Source organism: Streptomyces sp. NBC_00207 (assembly GCF_045160965.1).
Lineage (GTDB): Bacteria > Actinomycetota > Actinomycetes > Streptomycetales > Streptomycetaceae > Streptomyces.
This window is the reverse complement of the sequence record NZ_CP130715.1, coordinates 1,400,125-1,419,491: the sequence shown is the minus strand read 5'-3', so window position 1 is coordinate 1,419,491 and position 19,367 is coordinate 1,400,125. Positions and strand designations below refer to the sequence as shown.

10 protein-coding genes are annotated in these 19,367 nt (G+C 76.2%); all 10 read right to left on the bottom strand.

Annotation, left to right across the window (positions count from 1 at the left end; genetic code table 11):
- Window positions 1–25: 25 nt before the first annotated feature.
- Window positions 26–7,894, bottom strand: a complete 7,869-nt coding sequence (locus OG472_RS07085) for an amino acid adenylation domain-containing protein (RefSeq protein ID WP_405941151.1) — start codon at window positions 7,892–7,894, stop codon at window positions 26–28.
- A gap of 67 nt (window positions 7,895–7,961) precedes the next feature.
- The gene (locus OG472_RS07080) at window positions 7,962–9,689 is read right to left on the bottom strand and encodes a condensation domain-containing protein (protein ID WP_405941150.1); all 1,728 of its coding nucleotides are present in this window, start codon (window positions 9,687–9,689) and stop codon (window positions 7,962–7,964) included.
- 51 nt (window positions 9,690–9,740) lie between these two features.
- Window positions 9,741–11,267: an AMP-binding protein gene (locus OG472_RS07075; protein ID WP_405941149.1), complete on the bottom strand. Its 1,527-nt coding sequence runs from the start codon at window positions 11,265–11,267 to the stop codon at window positions 9,741–9,743.
- 61 nt (window positions 11,268–11,328) lie between these two features.
- On the bottom strand, window positions 11,329–12,639 hold the full coding sequence (locus OG472_RS07070; RefSeq protein WP_405828539.1) for a PLP-dependent aminotransferase family protein: 1,311 nt from the start codon (window positions 12,637–12,639) through the stop codon (window positions 11,329–11,331).
- Complete coding sequence (locus OG472_RS07065) at window positions 12,636–13,742, bottom strand: alpha-hydroxy acid oxidase (protein ID WP_405941148.1); 1,107 nt, start codon at window positions 13,740–13,742, stop codon at window positions 12,636–12,638. The genes OG472_RS07070 and OG472_RS07065 overlap by 4 nt, the downstream gene beginning before the upstream one ends.
- Window positions 13,739–14,821 carry a 4-hydroxyphenylpyruvate dioxygenase gene (gene hppD / locus OG472_RS07060; RefSeq protein ID WP_405941147.1) on the bottom strand — a complete coding sequence of 361 codons (1,083 nt, stop codon included), beginning with the start codon at window positions 14,819–14,821 and terminating at the stop codon, window positions 13,739–13,741. Before hppD ends, OG472_RS07065 begins: the two co-directional genes overlap by 4 nt.
- Window positions 14,818–15,636, bottom strand: coding sequence for a thioesterase II family protein (locus OG472_RS07055; protein ID WP_405941146.1), 819 nt, complete (start codon window positions 15,634–15,636; stop codon window positions 14,818–14,820). The genes hppD and OG472_RS07055 overlap by 4 nt, the downstream gene beginning before the upstream one ends.
- Complete coding sequence (locus tag OG472_RS07050) at window positions 15,633–17,408, bottom strand: non-ribosomal peptide synthetase (RefSeq protein ID WP_405941145.1); 1,776 nt, start codon at window positions 17,406–17,408, stop codon at window positions 15,633–15,635. The genes OG472_RS07055 and OG472_RS07050 overlap by 4 nt, the downstream gene beginning before the upstream one ends.
- Complete coding sequence (locus OG472_RS07045) at window positions 17,401–18,519, bottom strand: TauD/TfdA family dioxygenase (RefSeq protein WP_405941144.1); 1,119 nt, start codon at window positions 18,517–18,519, stop codon at window positions 17,401–17,403. The genes OG472_RS07050 and OG472_RS07045 overlap by 8 nt, the downstream gene beginning before the upstream one ends.
- The gene (gene ddaH / locus OG472_RS07040) at window positions 18,516–19,364 is read right to left on the bottom strand and encodes a dimethylargininase (protein WP_401603751.1); all 849 of its coding nucleotides are present in this window, start codon (window positions 19,362–19,364) and stop codon (window positions 18,516–18,518) included. The genes OG472_RS07045 and ddaH overlap by 4 nt, the downstream gene beginning before the upstream one ends.
- Between the last annotated feature and the right edge of the window lie 3 nt (window positions 19,365–19,367).

The window sequence follows — 19,367 nt, the reverse complement described above, 5'->3', positions numbered from 1 at the left end:
GGTGGGGCGCGGGGCGGGGGACGGCTCAGGCACCGGCGGAGCGGCGGAGCGTGGGACGGGCCTTCGGCGCGTCGGTGAGCAGGGCGGCGGTGCGGGCCGGGGTCGGGTGCTGGAAGAGCTGGCGGATCTTCAGCTCCCGGCCGAGTTCGGCCCGGATCCGGCTGATCAGCCGGGTGACCAGCAGGGAGTGGCCGCCCAGGGCGAAGAAGTTGTCGTCCGGGCCGACCTCGTCCCGGTCGAGGACCTCGGCGTACAGGGCGCGGACGCGGTCCTCGGTGCTGCCGCCCGGGTCCGCGGCCGGCTCCGGCGCGGCGGGGGCGGCCGAGGCCGTGCGCGGGGTCGGACCGTCGACCGATCCGACCGTCCGCTCCGGGGCGGCCGCGAGACCGCGCAGCACCCGGGCCAGGTCCGCCGCCAGCCGCTCGGCGCTCGAACGGTCGAACAGCTCGGTGGCGTAGGTGAGTTCCCCGGTGAGGCCCAGCGGGGTGCCGTCGGTGGCGCGCTGCTCCCCGAGGTCCACGCCGAGGTCGAACTTGGACACCGCCCACTCGACGGGGTGCGGCTCCGCCGTGAGGCCCGTGAGGCGGGGCAGGGCGGGCGGCTCGTTCTGCACCTGGAGCAGCACCTGGAAGAGCGGGTGCCGGGCCAGGGACCGCTCCGGGTTCACCCCCAGCACGACCCGCTCGAAGGGCACGTCCTGGTGGGCGTAGGCGGCGAGGTCGCTCTCCCGGACCCGGGCGAGGAGGTCCGTGAAGGCCGGGTCTCCGGAGAGGTCGGTGCGCAGGACCAGGGTGTTGACGAAGAAGCCGACGAGGTCGTCCAGCGCCTCGTCCGTGCGGCCCGCGACGACGGTCCCGATCGGGATGTCCGTGCCGGCCCCGAGGCGGGACAGGAGCACCGACAGGCCGGCCTGGAGGACCATGAAGAGGGTGCAGCCGTGCTGCCGGGCCAGTTCCAGCAGCCGTCCGTGCAGCTCCGCGTCCAGCTCGACGGGGACGGAGCCGCCCGCGAAGCTCGCCACCTCCGGGCGGGGCCGGTCGTAGGGCAGGGCCAGCTCGGCCGGGGCGCCGGCCAGCTCCTTGGCCCAGAAGCCGAGCTGACGGGTGATCAGCGCGTCCGGGACGCCGTCCGCGCCGAGCACGGACCGCTGCCAGACGGTGTGGTCCCGGTACTGCACGGGCAGCGGCTCGAAAGCGGGCACCGCGCCCGCCAGGCGGGCGGCGTAGGCGGTGGCCAGGTCGGCCAGGAGCGGCCCCCACGACCAGCCGTCGGTGGCGATGTGGTGCACCACCAGCACCAGCACCCACTCTTCCCGCCCCAGCTCCAGCAGCCGCGCCCGCAGCGGCAGTTCGGCCGAGATGTCGAAGCAGTGGCCCGTCACCTCCCGTACCGCGTCCGCGACGGCACCGGCCTCCGCGACGGCGAGGACCTCCAGCGGCACCTCGGCCGCCGCACCCTCCAGCAGCCGGATCACCGGCTCGCCCCCGCACTCGTCGAAGACGGTCCGCAGCACCTCGTGCCGGGCCACCACGTCCCCGAGCGCCGCACGCAGCGCCGGAGCGTCCAGCGGACCCCGCAGCCGGTAGGCGAAGGGCACGTTGTGGTGGCCGGACGGGCCCTCCGCCTGGTGCGCGAACCACAGCCGGTGCTGCGCCGAGGACAGCGGCGCGCCCTGCCCGGGCTCCGCACGGCGCAGCGGCGGCCGTGCCCGGTCGGCCCTCCCGGCCAGCTCCGCGAGGGCGGCCACGGTCTGCGCGCGGAAGACGTCGCGCAGCGACAGCTCGACCCCGAGGGCCGTACGGATCCGGCTGACCAGCCGGGTCGCCAGCAGCGAGTGGCCGCCCAGGTCGAAGAAGCCCGCATCGGCGGCGACCGCGTCGAGGCCGAGCACCTCGGCGAAGAGCCCCGCCAGGATCTCCTCCCGGGGCGTACGGGGGGCACGTCCGCCGGAAACGGGCAGCGCGGGCTCGGGCAGGGCCCGGTAGTCCACCTTGCCGTTGGGGGTCAGCGGCAGCGCGTCCAGGACCAGGACGTACGCGGGCAGCATGTAATCCGGCAGCAGCCGCTCCAGCCGGCGCCGCACCGAGGGCCCGGAGACCTCCCCGACCACGTACCCGGCCAGCCGCTTCTCGCCGTCCGCGGCGGACCGTACGGCGACCACGGCCTGGCGGACGCCCGGGCACGCGGCCAGCGCGGCCTCGACCTCGCCGGGCTCCACGCGGAAGCCGCGGACCTTCACCTGCTCGTCGGCCCGGCCGAGGAACTCCAGCAGCCCGTCGGCCCGCCACCGGGCGAGGTCGCCGGTGCGGTACATGCGCGTCCCGGGCGCGCCGAACGGGTCGGCGACGAACCGCTCCGCGGTGGCCGCGGGCCGTCGGTGGTAGCCGCGCGCCACTCCGGCACCGGCGAGGTACAGCTCGCCCGGGGTGCCCGGCGGCACCAGCCGCATCCGCTCGTCCAGCACGTACGCACGGGTGCCGTCCAGGGGGCGGCCGATCGGCACCGGGCCGTCGGCGTCCGCGGCGCCGGTGATCAGGTGGGCGGTCGCGCACAGGGTCGCCTCGGTGGGCCCGTACAGGTGGCGGACCACGGTGTCCGGGCAGGCGGCCAGCACGGCGCGGACCGCGGCGGGGCTGACGACGTCGCCGCCGGTCAGCACCTCGCGGACGCCAGCCAGCAGGCCGGGGTCCTCCTCGGCGACCACGCGGAACAGACCGGCCGTCAGGTGCACGGCGGTGATGCCCGCCCCGCGGATCAGGGCGCCCAGCCCGGCGACCGTCGGCTCGCCCTCGGGGGCGACGACGACCTGCCAGCCCGACAGCAGCGCCACCCACAGCTCGTAGTCGGCGATGTCGAAGGCGTGCGGCGCGTGGAACAGGACGCGCTCGGCGCCCCGGGTGTGCCAGCCGCGGTCGGCCACGAGGTCCAGGACGTCCCGGTGGGTGACGGCGACGCCCTTGGGCTCGCCGGTCGAGCCCGAGGTGTGCATCAGGTAGGCGAGCTGCCCGGGCGGGCACGGCGCGGGGGTGAACCTCCCGCCGTCCGCGAGAGCGCCGGGGGCCTCCGCCGTGCCGGCCGGGACCGTCCGCACGCCCTCCGGGGCGAGCCCGGCGTGCGCCTCGTCGACCAGCAGCACGGAGCAGCCCGCGGCGTCCAGGATCCGCCGGGTGCGCGCGGCGGGCTGGCCGGTGTGCAGCGGCAGGTACGCGCCGCCCGCCTTGAGGACGGCCAGCATCGCCACGACCACCTCGGGGGAGCGCCCCATCAGCACCCCCACCGGGGTCTCGGCGGTGACGCCGAGGCCGGCCAGCCGCCCCGCCAGCCGGTCGGCGCGCCGGTCCAGCTCCCCGTAGGTGATGGCGTCGGGGCCGGACACCAGGGCCACGGTGGCCGGGTGCAGCGCGGCCCGCCGGGCGAATTCCAGGTGCACCGCCGTACCCGCCCCAGGCGGGGCCGGCGGCTGCCAGTCGGCCAGCAGCCGCTGCCGCTCCCGCGGCAGCAGCACCTCCAGGGCCGAGACCCGGCCGCGCGGCGCCCGTACCGCCGCCGCCAGGACCCCGCGCAGCCGCTCCACGAGGGCGCGCACGGTGGCCTCGTCGAAGAGCTCCGTACGGTACTTGGCCACCGCGCTCAGCCCCTCGCCCGCCCCGGCCGCCTCCGTGAACTGCAGCGCCAGCTCGAACTCGGCCCGCGGTACGTCCACCTCCTCGGCCACCGCCGTCAGCCCGGGCAGCTCGAGGCCGGCGGCGGCCGCCCGGCGCATCGTCAGCGCCACCTGGAACAGCGGGTGGTGGGAGAGCGAGCGCCGCGGGTTGACCGCCTCGACGACCTGCTCGAAGGGCACGTCCTGATGGGCGAAGGCCGCCAGATCGCTCTCCCGCACCCGCTCCAGCAGTTCCGCGAAGGTCGGGTCCCCGGACAGGTCGGTGCGCAGGACCAGGGTGTTGACGAAAAAGCCCACCAGATCGTCCAGGGCTTCGTCGGAGCGGCCCGCGACGACCGTGCCGAGGGGTACGTCGGTCCCCGCGCCGAGCCGGGACAGCACCACCGCCAGCGCGGCCTGGAGCACCATGAAGACGGTGCAGCCGTTGGCCCGGGCCAGCGCCTCCAGCTGCGCGGTCAGGGCCGCGTCCAGGCCGAAGGCGACGGCCGCGCCCGCCGGATCGGCCACCTCGGGCCGGGGCCGGTCGGTGGGCAGCACCGGCTCCTCCGGCAGCCCGGCCAGCGCGGTGCGCCAGTACGACAGCTGCTCCTCGGCCGCGCCGTCCAGCAGGGCGCGCTGCCAGAGCGTGTAGTCGGCGTACTGCACGGCCAGCGGCGGGCGCGGCCCGGCGCCGCCGCCCGTGCGGGCCGCGTAGGCGTACGAGAGGTCGCCCAGCAGCGGCCCCCAGGACTCGCCGTCGGTGGCGATGTGGTGCAGGGCCAGCACCAGCGTGTGCCTCTCGGGCCCGGCCGTCAGCAACGCGGCCCGCAGGGGCGTGTCGGTGGCCAGGTCGAAGGGGCGTGCGGCGATCTCGTCGATGTCCGCGCCGGCCGCGTCGAGGAGCTCCAGGGCCGGCGGGGCCGGGGGCAGGACGACCTGACGGGGCTCGCCGCCGGCGTCCGGGTGGACGGTGCGCAGGATCTCGTGCCGCTCGGCCAGGTCGGCCAGCGCCCCGCGCAGCGCCTCCACGTCCAGCGGACCGCCGAGCCGGAGCGCGACCGCGCTGTGGTAGGCCGGGTTCGGCCCGTCGAGCCGGTCCAGGAACCACAGCCGGCGCTGCGCCGGGGAGAGCGGCAGCTGCGCCGGGCGCGCCTGCGGCCGCAGCGCGGGACGGGCCCGGTCCGCGCCGTCGATCAGCGCGGCGAGCGCGGCCGGAGTGCGGGCGGTGAACACCTCACGGATGCCCAGCTCCGCGCCGAACGCCCCGCGCACCTGCGCCACCAGCCGCATCGCCAGCAGGGAATGGCCGCCCAGCTCGAAGAAGTCGTCGTCGGCGCCCACCTCGGGCAGGCCCAGCACCGATGCGAACAGGCCCGTCAGGATCCGCTCCCGCTCGGTGCGGCCGCCGCGGCCGCCGGTGCGCAGGGCGGGGGCGGGCAGGGCCCGCCGGTCGAGCTTGCCGTTCGGCGTCACCGGCAGCTCGTCCAGCACGACCACGGCCGGGACCATGTGCTCGGGCAGCGCGGCGGCCAGCTCGCCGCGCACCCCGGCGGGGGTCGGCGCGGCGCCCGGGCGGGGCACCACGTACGCCACGAGCCGGGGATCGCCCGGGCGGTCCTCGCGGACGACGACCGCCGCGTGGGAGACGCCCGCACAGCCTGCGGCGGCGCTCTGGACCTCGCCCGGCTCGATGCGGAAGCCGCGGATCTTGACCTGGTCGTCGGTGCGGCCCAGGTACTCCAGGACGCCGTCGGCCCGCCAGCGCACCAGGTCGCCCGTGCGGTACATGCGGGCCCCCGGCTCGAAGGGGCAGGCCACGAACCGGTCGGCGGTCAGAGCGGGCCGGCCGAGGTAGCCGCGGGCCAGCTGCACGCCGGCCAGGTACAGCTCGCCCGCGGTACCGGGCGCCACCGGGGCGAGGCGGCCGTCCAGGACGTACGTACGGGTGTTGGCGGCGGGCCGGCCGATCGGGACGGCGGCGTCCCCGGCCCGGCAGGGCCAGAGCGTGACGTCGACCGCGGCCTCGGTCGGGCCGTACAGGTTGTGCAGCTCCGCGCCGGGCAGGACCCGGAAGAAGGCGTCCTGGGTGTGCGGGGGCAGCGCCTCGCCACTGGCGATCACCCGGCGCAGTGAGCGGGCGTCCGCCGCGGCGGGCTCGCGCAGGAACACCTCGAGCATGGACGGCACGAAGTGCGCGGTGGTGACGGACTCCCGCGCGATCAGGCCGGCCAGGTAGGCGGGGTCCTGGTGGCCGCCGGGCTTCGCGACCACGAGGGTCGCCCCGGTCAGCAGCGGCCAGAAGAACTCCCACACCGAGACGTCGAAACCGCTCGGCGTCTTCTGCAGCACCCGGTCCCCGGCCCCCAGGCCGTACTCCCGCTGCATCCACTCCAGCCGGTTGACGATGGCCCGGTGCGGGACCAGCGCGCCCTTGGGGCGGTCGGTGGAACCGGAGGTGAAGATCGCGTACGCCGGGTGGTCGGGAAGGACCACCGGCCGCGGTGCGGGATCCGCCGCGGGGAGCGGGGCGTCCAGCCGCAGCGTCGGCGTCCCCGGCGCCTCCCAGCCGGTGCTCAGCACCAGAGCCGGGGCGGCGTCGGCCATGATCCCGAGGTTGCGCTCCCCGGGCTGGCCGGGGTCGACGGGCAGGTAGGCGGCCCCCGCCTTCAGCACCCCGCACAGGGCGACCATCAGGTCGAGGGAGCGCGGTACGGCGACCGCGACCAGGCTCTCCGGTCCGATGCCGCGGGCCGCGAGCACGTCCGCGAGGCGGCCCGCCCGCTCGTCCAGCGCCCGGTAGGTGAGGGACTCCCCCTCGAAGACGACGGCGGTGGCGTCCGGGGTCCGGGCCGCCTGCTCCGCGAGCAGCGCGGTCAGCGTCGACTCCGGGAGGGCGGCGGCGGTGTCGTTCCACTCGGCCAGGACCCGGTGGCGCTCGGCCGCGGTCAGCGCGTCCAGGACCTCCACCGGCGCGTCCGGGTCGGCCGTCCACCGCTCCAGCAGCCGCACCAGCCGCTCGCCCAGCTCCCGCACCCGCTCGGCGGCGACGAGCCCGGGGTGGTGGCTCAGCCGCAGCCCGAGCGCGGCGCCCGGCTCGACCACCAGGGTCAGCGGGAAGTGCGTGGTGTCCCGGAACCGGATCCGCGCCTCGAGGCCGAAGCCGGGCAGGTCGAGCGCGTAGTCGCTCATCGGGAAGTTCTCGAAGACCAGGTTCGTGTCGAAGAGGGCGGACGGGGAACCGGCCAGCTTCTGGATCTCCGTCAGCCCCAGGTGATCGTGGTCCACCAGCTCTGCCCGCTCGCGCTGGAGCTCCGCACAGACCCGGCGCAGCGGGGCGGCCGCGTCGATCCGGGCCCGCACGGGCACGGTGTTGATCAGCATGCCGATCATCCGCTCCGAACCCGGCAGTTCGGCGGGGCGGCCGCTGACGGTGAGGCCGAAGACCACGTCGTCCTGCCCGGTGGCGCGGGCCATGAGCACCGCCCAGGCGCCCTGGACCACGCTGGTCAGCAGCAGCCCGCACTCCCGGGCCCGCGCGGTCAGCGCCGCCGTCCGCTCCTCGTCCAGTCGCACCACCACGTCCTCGGGGGTGGCGCCGGGGGAGACCCGGCCGGCGCCGTCCGCGATCCGGCCGGGCGCGTCGAGACCGGCCAGGGCGGTGCGCCAGGCCTCCTCGGCGGCGGGCCGATCGCAGCGCGAGAGGTGCGCCAGGTACTCCCGGTAGGGCCGCACCGGCTCCGGCTCGCCACCCGCGTACAGGGTGAACAGCTCGCGGAAGAGCAGCCCGAACGACCAGCCGTCCAGCAGGATGTGATGAGCCGTCACCAGAAGTCGGTGCCGGTCGTCCGCCAGCCGCAGCAGAGTGAACCGCAGCAGCGGCGGGCGGCGGCTGTCGACGCCCTGCGCCCAGTCCTCCTCCGTCAGCTCCGCGGCCTGTTCCGCGGCGGCCCCGGCGGGCAGAGCGCCGAGGTCGTGCTCCTGCCAGGCCGGCTCCATGTCCCGGCGGACCACCTGGACGGGGTCGCCGTTCTTGCGGTGGGTGAGGACCACCCGCAGGTTGGCGTGGCGGCGCAGCAGCTCCCCGGCGGCCCGGCGCAGCCGTCCCGCGTCGAGCGTCCCGTCCAGGTCGACGGTGAACTGGGCGATGTAGAGGTGCTTGGAGTCCTCGTCGTACCCGGAGTGGAAGAGCATGCCCTCCTGCAGCGGGGAGAGGGGCAGGACGTCCTCGATGGCCGGCCGGCTGGTGTTCATGGGTGATGTCGCTTTCTTGGAGACCGTCGGAGAGCGGCGGCGGGGCGGGGGTGCGGTCCGGTCGGGGTCAGTGGAGGCCGAGGGAGGCCGCGAGGTCGTCCAGTTCGTCCTGGCCGATCGCGTCGAGCGTCAGGCCGGAGGCGGGCAAGGCGGTGGACGGGACCGCGGGGCCGGTGCGGTCGGCGTGGACGACGAGGGCGCCGAGCATCCGGAACCAGCCCTCGGCCAGCGCCCGGACCTCCGCCTCGTCGTGGACGCCGTCGGCCCAGGCCCAGTCGGCGTGCAGGACGGGCCCGTCCGCCGACTCCAGGACGAAGGCGTTCACCTCGACGGCGTGCGCCATCGGCATGCCCGGGCCGGGGGCGTCGAGCCGGGCCCCGTGGGCGGGCAGCAGCTGCCAGTCGCCGCCGCCCGGACCACCCAGCCGGCCCAGGTAGTTGAAACCGAGGCCCGCGGGCTCCGCCGCGGCGAGCTCCTTGCCGACGACCGGGTCGAGGTGGCGCAGCAGGCCGTACCCGATGCCCTTGCGCGGAATCGCCCGCAGCTGCTCCCGGACCCGCCGCAGTGCCTCACCGGCGGTGGGGCCGCCGTCCTCGGCGTCCGCCGCGTCCAGGCCGTCCAGGGCGAAGCGGGTGGGGAAGAGGGTGGTGAACCATCCGACCGTGCGGGAGAGGTCGGCCTCGGCGCCGATGTCCTCCCGGCCGTGGCCCTCCAGCTCCACCAGGACCTCCGGGCCGCAGGGTTCCCACCGGGCCAGGGCCAGGGAGAGCCCGGTCAGCAGCACCTCGTTGGCGTCGGCGCCCAGCCGGTCGGCCACCGACGTCAGCAGCGGCCCGGCCGTCGCCGCGGGCAGGCTCAGGGCGAGGTGCCCGGCGAGGTCCTCGTGGTCGCGGGCCGGGTCCAGCGGGCGGCGGCCCGCGATGCCCGCACCGGGCCGCACCACACCGCTCCAGTACGGGGCTTCGGCCGCCGTCCGCTCCCCGGCCGCCTCCGAGGTGAGCAGCTCCGACCAGCGGCGGAACGAGGTGGCCACCGGGTCGAGGGCGCCGGCGGGGGCCCGGCCGGCGGCGACCGCCTCCCAGGCCCGGGCGAGGTCGCCGGTCAGCACCCGCCAGGAGATCCCGTCCACGACCACGTGGTTGACGACCAGGGCCAGCGCCCCGGGCAGCCCGGCCCCGGCGTCGAACCAGACGGCCTGCACGATCACCCCGCCGCCCACCGAGAGCCGGTCGCGGGCCGCGTGCACCTCCCGCCCGACCTCCTCGGCGGTGGCCTCGCGGCCCTCCGTCGCCACCCGGCGCAGGCACTCCGCGGCGCGCACCGACCCGGCCGGGCGGGTCCGCCAGCCGGAGCCGTCCCGGACCACGCGCAGCATGTCGTGCCGGTCCAGGACCGCCTGGAGCACCTCGGCCGCGCTCTGCCCGGTCAGTCCGGCCGGGGTCCGTACCACCAGGTACTGGTAGTAGCGGTCGGCGGGCCCGCCGCGCTCGTCGAGCCAGTGCATCACCGGCGTCGGCCGGACCGGCCCGACCCCGTCGTCGGCACCCGACCGGGCGGACCGGGCCAGCGGCCGGGCAGCGGCGGCCAGGGCCGCCACGTCCGGCAGGGCCAGCACGTCCCGGACGGTGATGCGCAGCCCGGCCCGGCGGGCCGCGCCGACCACCTGCACGGCGATGATGCTGTCACCGCCGAGCCGGACGAAGCCGTCCTGCGGGCCGACCTCCGGGATTCCGAACAGGTCCGCCAGGACACCGCACAGGATCTGCTCCGCCTCGGTCACGTCGATTCCCCTCATGTCTTCCTCGTTCTCGTTCGCCGCGGGCCTCCACGGGCCTGCGCGTGCTGGTCAGACGGCGGTGCGGGCCGGGGCGAACAGCGCCCGCAGGGCGGCCCGGTCGACCTTTCCGTTGGCGGTCACCGGCAGGTCCTCCACGGGCCGGAAGTGCCGGGGCACCATGTACGCGGGCAGGTGCGCCGCGCACGCCGCGGCCAGCTCCACGGGCCCGGGGCCGTCCGCCCCCGTCCGGGTCCACACGGCTGCGAGCCGGCGCGAGCCCGCGACCTCCACCGCCACCACCACGGCCCGGCGGACCCCCGGAACCGCGCCCAGGACCGCCTCGACCTCGCCGGGCTCGACCCGGTACCCGCTCACCTTGAGCTGGTCGTCGGCCCGGGCCACGAAGTGGAAGTCCGCCCCGTCGAACCGGACGACGTCCCCCGTGGCGTACGTACGGCGCGGGGTCCCGTCGCGGTGGGGCAGGGTCCGGAAGCGGGCCGCGGTCAGCTCCGGGTCGCCCAGGTAGCCGAGGCCGACACTGCCCCCGCCGACGACCAGCTCCGCCTCCTCGCCCGCCGCGAACGGCCGCAGCACGCCGTCCGCCTCGCGCAGCAGCTCCGCCCCGGCGACGGCGCCGCCGATCGGCGGGTGCTCGGGCCAGGACGCGGCCTCCCGCGGGTCCAGCCGGTACTGCGTGACCACGTGGGTCTCGCTGGGCCCGTACTCGTTGACCAGGGCGACCCCGGCGGCCGCGCAGAACTCCCGCACCTCGGAGTTGACGACGAGGCGCTCGCCCGCGACCGCGATCTCCCGCAGGTCGGGCATCGCGTCCGGTTCGAACACGGCGGCCGTGGCCAGCGCGTGCAGCCCCACCACCGGCAGGAACAGCCGGGCGACGCGCTGTTCGCGGATCAGGTCGATCAGCGCGAAGGGGTCCTGGCGTTCCTCGTCGGAGACCACGACCAGCGCGGCCCCGGCCAGCCAGGTGGTGACGATCTCCTCGTAGCCCACGTCGAAACCGATCGAGGCCGCCTGGAGGGTGTGCGGCGGGCGGTCGTGGGCCCAGTGCCGCACGTGCCAGTCGCCGAGCGCGGCCAGCACCGACGGGGGGACGGCCACCGACTTGGGCTCACCGGTCGATCCGGAAGTGGGGATCACGTACCCGACGGTCCCCTCGCGCAGCTCCTCCAGCGGGGCCCCGCGCAGCTCGCCGAAGGCGACCTCGGCGGGGCCGAGACCGGTCGGCGCGGTGTGGTCGGGACGGACCAGCAGGGCGCAGAGCCGGGCGATCCGCGCGGCCCGCGGAGCGGGCATGCCCGGGTCGACGCAGACCACGCCCAGGCCGGCCCGCCAGGCGCCGAGCACTGCGGCGCAGCGCTCCCAGGACCGTTCGCCGTGGACGGCGACCACGTCGTCCGGTCCCAGGCCGCGGGCGGCGAGCCCGCCCGCGATCTCGGCGGACAGCCGGTCGAGTTCGCCGTACGTGCGGGCTACGCCGCCGTCGACGACGGCCACCGCCGCGGGGTTGCGCCGGACGGCATGGATCAGGAGCCGGACGAGTGAATGCCGCGGTCCGGGCGCGTCGTCGGTGTGCATGGACGTTCCTTCTCGGGATGGTGCGGGGCAAGGGGGGAGGGGTGCGGGCGGGGTGGCGGGCTCAGCCATGCGGTGCCGGGCCGTGCTCGTCGATCAGCGCCGCCAGCCGGTCGAGCCCGTCCTCGATCCGTTCGGGGTCCAAGGAGCTGCACGACAGCCGCAGTTGGCGCCCGGCCCGCTCCTGGCCGCTGAAGTGGCGCATGGGCGTGAAGAGCACCCCGTGCCGGACGGCGGCCTCCTCGACCAGGGCGTCGGTCACCGGGAACGGCACGTCGAGCACGACGAAGAAGCCGCCCGCGGGGGCGATCCACCGGACCCCGGGCATCCCGGCGAACCGCCGGTTCAGCCCCTGGAGCAGACAGCGCAGGTTGCGCCGGTAGACGTCGATCTGGCGGCGGTTGGCCTCCAGCAGGCTGCCGCCGTGCTCCAGCAGCATGCCGCCGACCAGCGCCTGCGTCACCGGCGGGGTGTTGACGGTCAGCATGCTCTTGGCCCGGGCCAGCTCGTCGGCCAGCAGCGCCGGGCCGCCCGCCCCCGTGACCCGCTGGTCCGCGACGGCGAAGCCCACCCGGGCGCCGGGGAAGCAGGTCTTGGACAGCGAGCCCAGGTAGACGACCCGCTGCCCGGTGTCGAGGGCCTTCAGCGTCGGCGGCCGGGAGCCGTCCGCCACCCGGAAGTACCCGTACGGGTTGTCCTCCAGCAGCAGCACGTCCTCCTGCTCAGCGACCTCCAGCAGCTCCCGGCGCGTCCCCGTATCCAGGGAGTGGCCGCTCGGGTTGGAGAAGTCCGGCACCAGGTACAGCGCCCGGGGCCGCTCCCCGGCCGCGCGGACCTCGCGGATCCGCTCGCGCACCTGCTCCGGACGCGCCCCGCGGGGGCCCTCGGGCACCGACCGCACCGGGAGGTCCAGCAGCCGGGCGGCGCCCGTCAGCCCGACGTACGTCGGGTCCAGGGCCAGCACCACGTCCTGCGGGCCGGCCTTCAGGGCGCGCAGCACGAGCCACAGCGCCTCCTGCGCGCCCACCGTGACCAGGACGGCCTCCGGGTCGCAGACGATGCCCTCGTCCCGTTCGAGGTGACGGGCGATCAGCTCGTGCACGACGCCCTTGGTGCGGCCGTACTGGAACAGCTCCCGCCGCACCCCGGCCGCGTCGTAGCCCTTGTCCGCGGTGAGGTGGTGGATGTACGTGTCGAGATAGCGGTGCAGGTCGGACGGGTCGAAGAAGTCCTCCGTCGGCCGCCCGGGGGCGAAGGAGACCGCCTCGGGGAACCGTCCCGCGATCTCGTTGAGGAAGGTCATGGACAGCAGCGCGGGGTCCGCGAGGGACGCGTGCAGATCGGCCCGGTCCAGGGCCACGGCCGTGCGGGTCACCGGCCCGCCCCCAGCGTCGTCAGCCAGGGTGCGTCGGCGGGGGTGCCGCAGCCCGACAGCTCCAGGGCGGAGCGCAGTTCGGCCGCCAGCAGCCCCAGCACCCGGGAGACGCCCTCCGCGCCGTCCGCGGCCAGGCCCCACAGGACGGGCCGGCCCAGCAGCACCCCGTCCGCGCCGAGCGCCAGGGCCTTCAGGACGTCGGTCCCGCCGCGGATCCCGCTGTCCAGCAGCAGCCGGCAGGACGGCGGGACCGCCGCCCGGACGGCGGGCAGCATGTCCGCGCTGGCGACGGCGCCGTCGAGCTGGCGGCCGCCGTGGTTGGAGACGACGACGGCGTCCGCACCGGCCGCGCTCGCGGTCGCGGCGTCACCCGGATCGAGGATCCCCTTGACGATCAGAGGCAGTCCCGTCTGCTCCCGCAGCCGGGCCAGGTCGTCCCAGCCCAGGGCGCGGGCGAAGGACTCGGCGGTGTGCTCCGCCACCGCACACGTCCCGGCCCGGCGCTCGGCGGCCCGGCGGGTCGTGGCCGGGTCGAGGTGGGCGGCCGCCACGCCCGCCGGCAGGGCGAAGCCGTTGCGCAGGTCGCGCAGGCGCCGGCCCATCGAGGGGACGTCGACCGTGACCACCACCGCGGCGCAGCCCGCGTCCTCGGCGCGCCGCACCAGCTCGGCGGTGAGCCCCGGGTCCCGCTGGCAGTACAGCTGGAACCAGGTGACCCCGCCCAGCGCCGTGACCTCCTCCACCGGCACGCTGCTCAGCGTGCTCAGGGTGAACGGCACCCCGGCGGCCGCCGCGGCGCGGGCCGTGGCCAGCTCGCCCTCGGGGTGGAGCAGTCGCTGGTAGGCCATCGGCGCGACCGCCACGGGCAGGGCCGCCCGGCCGCCCGGGAGCTCGGCCGAGGTGTCGAGGGCCGCGGGACCCGACAGGACGCGGGGGACGAGGCGGATCCGGTCCAGGGCGGCCCGGTTGGCGGCCAGGGTCAGCTCCTCGCCGCTGCCTCCCGCGATGAAGTCCCAGATCTCCGGGGGCAGGGCCCGGCGGGCCGGTCCGGCGAAGTCCTCCAGCCGGACCGGGACCGGCGCGGTGTCGTGACCGGCGCTCACCGCAGGACCTCTCCGGCGCCCAGCCGCTCGGCCTCGACGGCCTCGTACAGGGCCTTGATGTTGCCGTTGCCGAAGGTGCGGGCGCCGAACCGCTCGATCACCTCGTGGAAGAGGGTGCGGCGCGGGTGGGTGGAGCGGGTGAAGATCTGGAAGAGCTGCCCGTCGTGGTCCTCGTCGACCAGGACGCTGATGCGCTGGAGCTCCTGCGTGGAGTGCCGGGCCAGGTCGAGCCGGTCCGCGAGCATCGTGTAGTAGGTGTCGGGGACGCTCAGGAACTCCACGCCGCGCTCGCGCAGCGCCCCGACCGCCCGGACGACGTTCCGGGAGGCGAAGGCGATGTGCTGGACGCCCGCGCCGCCGTGCTCGGCGAGGAACCGGTCGATCTGCCCCGGCTCGCGGGAGGTGTCGGGCTCGATCAGGGTCAGGGTGACCTCGCCGGAGGCGCTCTGCACCACCTTGGAGTTCATGGCCTGCGCGCCGACCCGGATGAGCTCCTGGAAGATCATGCGGAAGCCGAGGACGCGGGTGTAGAACTCCACGGTCCGGTCGAGTTGTCCGGCGGTCAGGCAGACCGCGAAGTGGTCCAGCTCCTCCAGGAGTTCGCCGTCCGCGTCCGGTGCGGCGGCGTCCGGCAGCGGGGTGAAGCCCGGGGGCGGCCCGGCCGGATCCGGCTCGACGAGGGTGTGCACGACGTCGCCGAACCCGGCGATCACGGCCCGGGTGCGGCCGTCGGGGTGCCGGCGCGGCACGGCCAGGGGGACCGCGCCGCGGGAGACCGCCTCGTCGAAGACGGCGGCCACGTCGGGCACGCTCAGCGCGATGTCGGCGATGCCGTCGCCGTGGGCCAGGACGTAGGCGGCGCCCGGGTGGTGCGGTGAGCGGGCCTGGGTGAGGACGAGGGAGATCCGGCCCTGGCGCAGGAGCAGGGACTCCGCGTCGGCGGACGTGGCGCGGGCGACCGCACGGAAACCGAAGCGGCCGGTCATCTCGGCCGCCGCCGACGCGAGGTCGGCGACGTAGGACTCGACGTGGCTGATGCCGAAGGCGGGGGAGAAGGTCATGGAGCTGCCGTTCGTCATGGGGCCGCCGTCCCTCGAAGGGCGGCGGACACGGAGAGGACGGGTGCGGGGGCCGCGGCGGCCCCGGCCGTCAGGGAGGTGATCCGGGCGGGCAGGCCCCGCCACACCTCGGGGGTGTAGAAGTGGCCGCCGGGCAGGACGTCGTGGCGGAACGGTCCGTCGGTCAGCGCCGCCCAGCGCGGCCCCACGTCCTCGCCGATGACCGGGTCCGCGTCCCCGGAGAAGACCTGGAGCGGGACGCCGGTCCGGGCGCCGGGGGTGTGGGTGAAGGTGTCCCGGGCGGCCAGGTCGGCCCGCATCAGCTCCACGGCCATCTCGGTCAGCTCGGGCTCTTCGAGGACGTGCTCGGGCAGCAGGCCGTGGGTGCTCATCCAGCCGACCAGCTCGTCGTCGCGCTGTCCCCGGTCCAGGAACCGGTCCCGGTCGGTGACCCCGCGGTCCGGGGCGTTGCAGGCGGAGACGACCAGGGCGCGCGGCGCGGGCGCGCCCGCCGCGGCGAGCCGTACGGTGACGTCGAAGGCCATCCAGCCGCCCATGCTGTGCCCGAACAGGACGTACGGTCCCTGCCCGGCCACCGCGGCGACCCCGGCGGCGGCGTCCGTCGCGAGCTCGTCCCAGGTCCGGGCGAACTCCTCGGCGAACCGCCCCTCGCGCCCCGGATAGCAGACGGCCACCAGGCCGGCGCCGTCGGGCAGGGCCGGGATCCAGTCGTGGAAGGTGGCGGTGCCCCCGCCGCAGAAGGCGAGGCAGACCAGAGTGGGCGCGCCCTCCCCGGTCTCCTTCAGGCGCACCGCGGTGGTGTCGAGGACGCTCACGAGGCCTCCCCGGCGGCCAGGGCGTGCACCGACTGCGCGTGCCGGGCCAGGTCCGCGAGGACGGGGAAGCGGTAGACGTCCTTGGTCCGCAGCGCGATCCCGGCGTTCTTCTTCAGCCGGGACACCACGCGCAGCGCCAGCAGCGAATGGCCGCCGAGCGCGAAGAAGTTGGCCTCCGCGCCGACGCCGTCCCGGCCGAGGACCTCGGCCCAGACGGTCGCGATCAGCTCCTCCAGCGGGCCCTCGGGGGCGCGCCCGGAGGACTCCGGCCCGGCTGCGGGGGCCGTCGGCAGCGGCGGCAGCGCCTCGGTGTCCACCTTGCCGTTCGGGGTCAGCGGGAGCGCGTCGACGGTGACGAAGACGGACGGGACGAAGTACGCGGGCAGCGCGGCCCCGCAGTGCCGGCTCAGCTCCGCGTCGGTCACCCGGGCCCCGGGAGCCAGGACGCAGTACGCCGCGAGGAGGGTGTCGCCGTCCGGCCCGGTCCGGGCCACGGCGACGGCCGCCTCCACCGCCGCGTGGCCGCGCAGCCGGTCCTCCAGCTCGCCCGGCTCCACCCGGAAGCCGCGGACCTTGAGCTGCCGGTCGGTGCGGCGCAGGAACTCCAGACCGGAGTCGGCCCGCCAGCGCACCAGGTCGCCCGTGCGGTACATCCGGCTGCCGTCGGTGGCGAAGGGGTCCGCGACGAACCGCGAGGCGGTCAGCCCGGGCCGGCCGACGTAGCCGACGGCCACGCCCGGACCGGCCAGGTACAGCTCGCCCGTGGTGGCCGGCCGCAGCCCCTCGTCGAGGATCTGGGCGCGGACCCCGGCCAGCGGCTCGCCCAGGCGTGGGGCGGCCCCGGTGATCCGGGTCGCGGTGGCGTCGACGGTGCACTCGGTCGGGCCGTACAGGTTCCAGGCCTCCACGGCCGGGTCCTCGGCCAGCGCCCGCCACATCGCTTCCGGCACCGGCTCGCCGCCCAGCAGCAGCCGCAGCGGACGCCCGGGCCGCAGCCGCGGACCGGTCAGCCGCCAGTGCGAGGGGGTGCAGTCGAGGTCGGTCACGCCGTACGCGTCGAGCAGCGCGTCCAGCCGGGCCGGGTCCGTGCGGTCCTCGTCGTCCAGGACGACCAGGGTGTCGCCGCGGCACACGCGGACCCACTGCTGCACGGACGCGTCGAAGGACAGGCTGGCGTTCCAGGCGACCACGCGGTGGCCGGACGGGTAGACGCCCCGCTCTTCCAGGCCCGCGACGAGGGCGGCGACGCCGGCGTGAGTGACCTCCACACCCTTCGGCAGTCCGCTGGTGCCCGAGGTGTGGATGACGTAGGCCGCGGTGGCCGGGTGCCCGGCACGGCCGGACGGCTCCGCGTCGGCCTGCGCGGCAGGCGCCGCCGTGTCCGGGTGCGCCGTGTCCGGGTCCAGGACCGGCAGGCCCTCGGCCCACTCGGCCGCGGCCCCCGCCCGCGCGACCACCGCACGCAGCCCGGCGTCGGCCGCGATGTGCGCGAGCCGCTCCCCGGGGTACGCCGGGTCCAGCGGGACGTAGGCCGCACCGGCCCGCCACACCGCCAGTGGGGCCACGGCCCAGCCCGTGCCGCGGGGCAGGCTCACGCCGACCCGGTCGCCCGGGCGGACGCCGAGCGCGCGCAGCGCCGCCGCCAGCCGGGCCGTGCGCCCGGCCAGCTCCTCGAAGGTCAGGGCACCGTCCGCGGCGTGCACCGCGGCCCGGCCGGGGAAGGTCCGGGCGGTCTCCAGGAACCGCTCCACCAGGTTCGTCGGCTCAGCCACGGGACACCGCCGCCACGGTTCCGGCACGGGGGGCGACGGTCGGGGCGCAGTCCGCCACCGCGACCGGGTCGCCCATGGCGACGACGATCCGCCGGTCGCCGCGGAAGGGGTCGCGGCCGTGCGCGGTCAGGACGTTGTCGACGATCAGCAGGTCTCCCGGCTGCCAGGCGCGGCGCACGGTGGCCCGCTCGTAGGCGGCGTTGACGGCCGCCAGGTCCGCCTCCGTCAGCGGGACGCCGTCACCGAGACCCGTGTCGAAGGGCAGGCCCTCGGGGCCGAGTTCGTCCAGCAGGACCTCGCGCAGCTCCTCGTCCAGCGAGAAGCGGTTCCAGAACGCCATGTGGTTGAACCAGACTTCGTCGCCGGTCTGCGGGTGGCGGACGATGCCCGGCCGCACCTGGCTGGTGCGCAGCGTGCCCTCTTCGTCCCAGGCGCAGGCGATGGCGTTCTCGGCGCAGTACGCCTCGACCTCCTCGCGGGCGGTGGCCCCGAAGGCGGACTGCCAGGCGACCGAGAGGGTCTCCGAGTAGGTGCGGGTCAGGACCCAGCCGCAGGCGCGCATCCGCTCGACCAGAGCGGCGGGGAGCGAGCGCAGCACCTCGCGGCAGTCGGTGACGGGGGTCGCGCCGCCCTCCTCGGGGGCGGTCAGGCAGCCGAAGAGCAGCAGGCCGGGGAAGGTCAGCGTGTAGCTGTTCTCGTTGTGCGGGCGGATCGCCTGCGCGGCGGGCAGGTCGGTGGAGGAGAAGACGCCGGAGCCGAAGTCGCTGCGGGGGGTGGCCTTCTCGCGGTACGGGGTGGCCCGGCGGACCAGCTCGTCGCGGACGACGGCGAAGTCGTCGACGCTGCGGACCGGCAGCCCGCTCACGTACACGGCGCCGAACCGGTCCAGTCCGGCGCGCAGTTCGGCGTGGTGCTCGGCGAGCCAGTCCCGCGCGGCGGCCGCGTCGGCCAGCCCGGGGGCGCGGACGGTGGCCGGGGCGCCGGGCTCGACGAGCCAGTCGAGGAGGCCCGCGAAGGCGGCCTCGGCGGCGGTGGCTTCGGTGGCGGTGGCTTCGGTGGCGGTGGCTTCGGCAGCGGTGGCCGCTGCGGGGGTGGTCGGGTGCGGGCTCATGCGGCACCACCCGCGGCCGGCGCCTGCGCGGCGTGACGGAGCTCCAGGGTGCAGCACTTGACGCTGCCGCCGCCCTTGAACAGTTCGGACAGGTCGACGCCGATCGGCGTGAAACCGCGCTCGGCCAGCCGGTCCGCGAGCCCGCGGGCGGCCTCGGCGAGCAGGACGTTCCGCCCGTCGGAGAGCGCGTTCAGCCCGAAGACCTCGGCGTCCTCCTCCGTGGCCAGCAGAGCGTCGGGGTACAGCTCGCGCAGCACCGTCTGCGATTCGGCCGAGAAGGCGCCGGGGAAGTACATGATCTCGTCGTCGTCGAGCACGGCGAGGGCGGTGTCCAGGTGGTAGAAGCGCGGGTCGACCAGGGTCAGGCCCACCACCGGGGCGCCGAGCACCCGTTCGGCCTCGGCGTGCGAGGCCGGGTCGGTGCGGAAGCCGGTGCCCGCCAGGATCCGGGACCCGGCGACCAGGTAGTCGCCCTCGCCCTCGTTGACGTGCTCCGGGGCGACCACCTCGGCGTAGCCGTTGGCCTCGAACCAGGCCTGGTAGGCGGGGGCTTCGGCGGCGCGCTCGGGGTGGCGGAAACGGGCCATCAGGACGCGGTCGCCGAGCACGGTGGCACCGTTGGCCGAGTAGACCATGTCGGGCAGCCCCGGAACCGGGTCGATCAGGTCGACCGTGTGCCCGAGCTCCTGGTAGAGGGCGTACAGCCGCTCCCACTGCAGGACGGCCAGGTCGGTGTCGGTCGGCTTGGCCGGATCCATCCAGGGGTTGATGCGGTAGTCGACGGTGAAGTGGGACGGGCGGCACATCAGGTAGTGCCGGGGACGGGCGGTGCGCTGGACGGTCATCGG

Bases quoted from the DNA above. Each gene is read 5' to 3' on its own strand.
- OG472_RS07085 (WP_405941151.1), bottom strand. From the start codon at position 7,894: ATGAACACCAGCCGGCCGGCCATCGAGGACGTCCTGCCCCTCTCCCCG.
- OG472_RS07080 (WP_405941150.1), bottom strand. From the start codon at position 9,689: ATGAGGGGAATCGACGTGACCGAGGCGGAGCAGATCCTGTGCGGTGTC.
- OG472_RS07075 (WP_405941149.1), bottom strand. From the start codon at position 11,267: ATGCACACCGACGACGCGCCCGGACCGCGGCATTCACTCGTCCGGCTC.
- hppD (WP_405941147.1), bottom strand. From the start codon at position 14,821: ATGACGAACGGCAGCTCCATGACCTTCTCCCCCGCCTTCGGCATCAGC.
- OG472_RS07045 (WP_405941144.1), bottom strand. From the start codon at position 18,519: ATGAGCCCGCACCCGACCACCCCCGCAGCGGCCACCGCTGCCGAAGCC.
- ddaH (WP_401603751.1), bottom strand. From the start codon at position 19,364: ATGACCGTCCAGCGCACCGCCCGTCCCCGGCACTACCTGATGTGCCGC.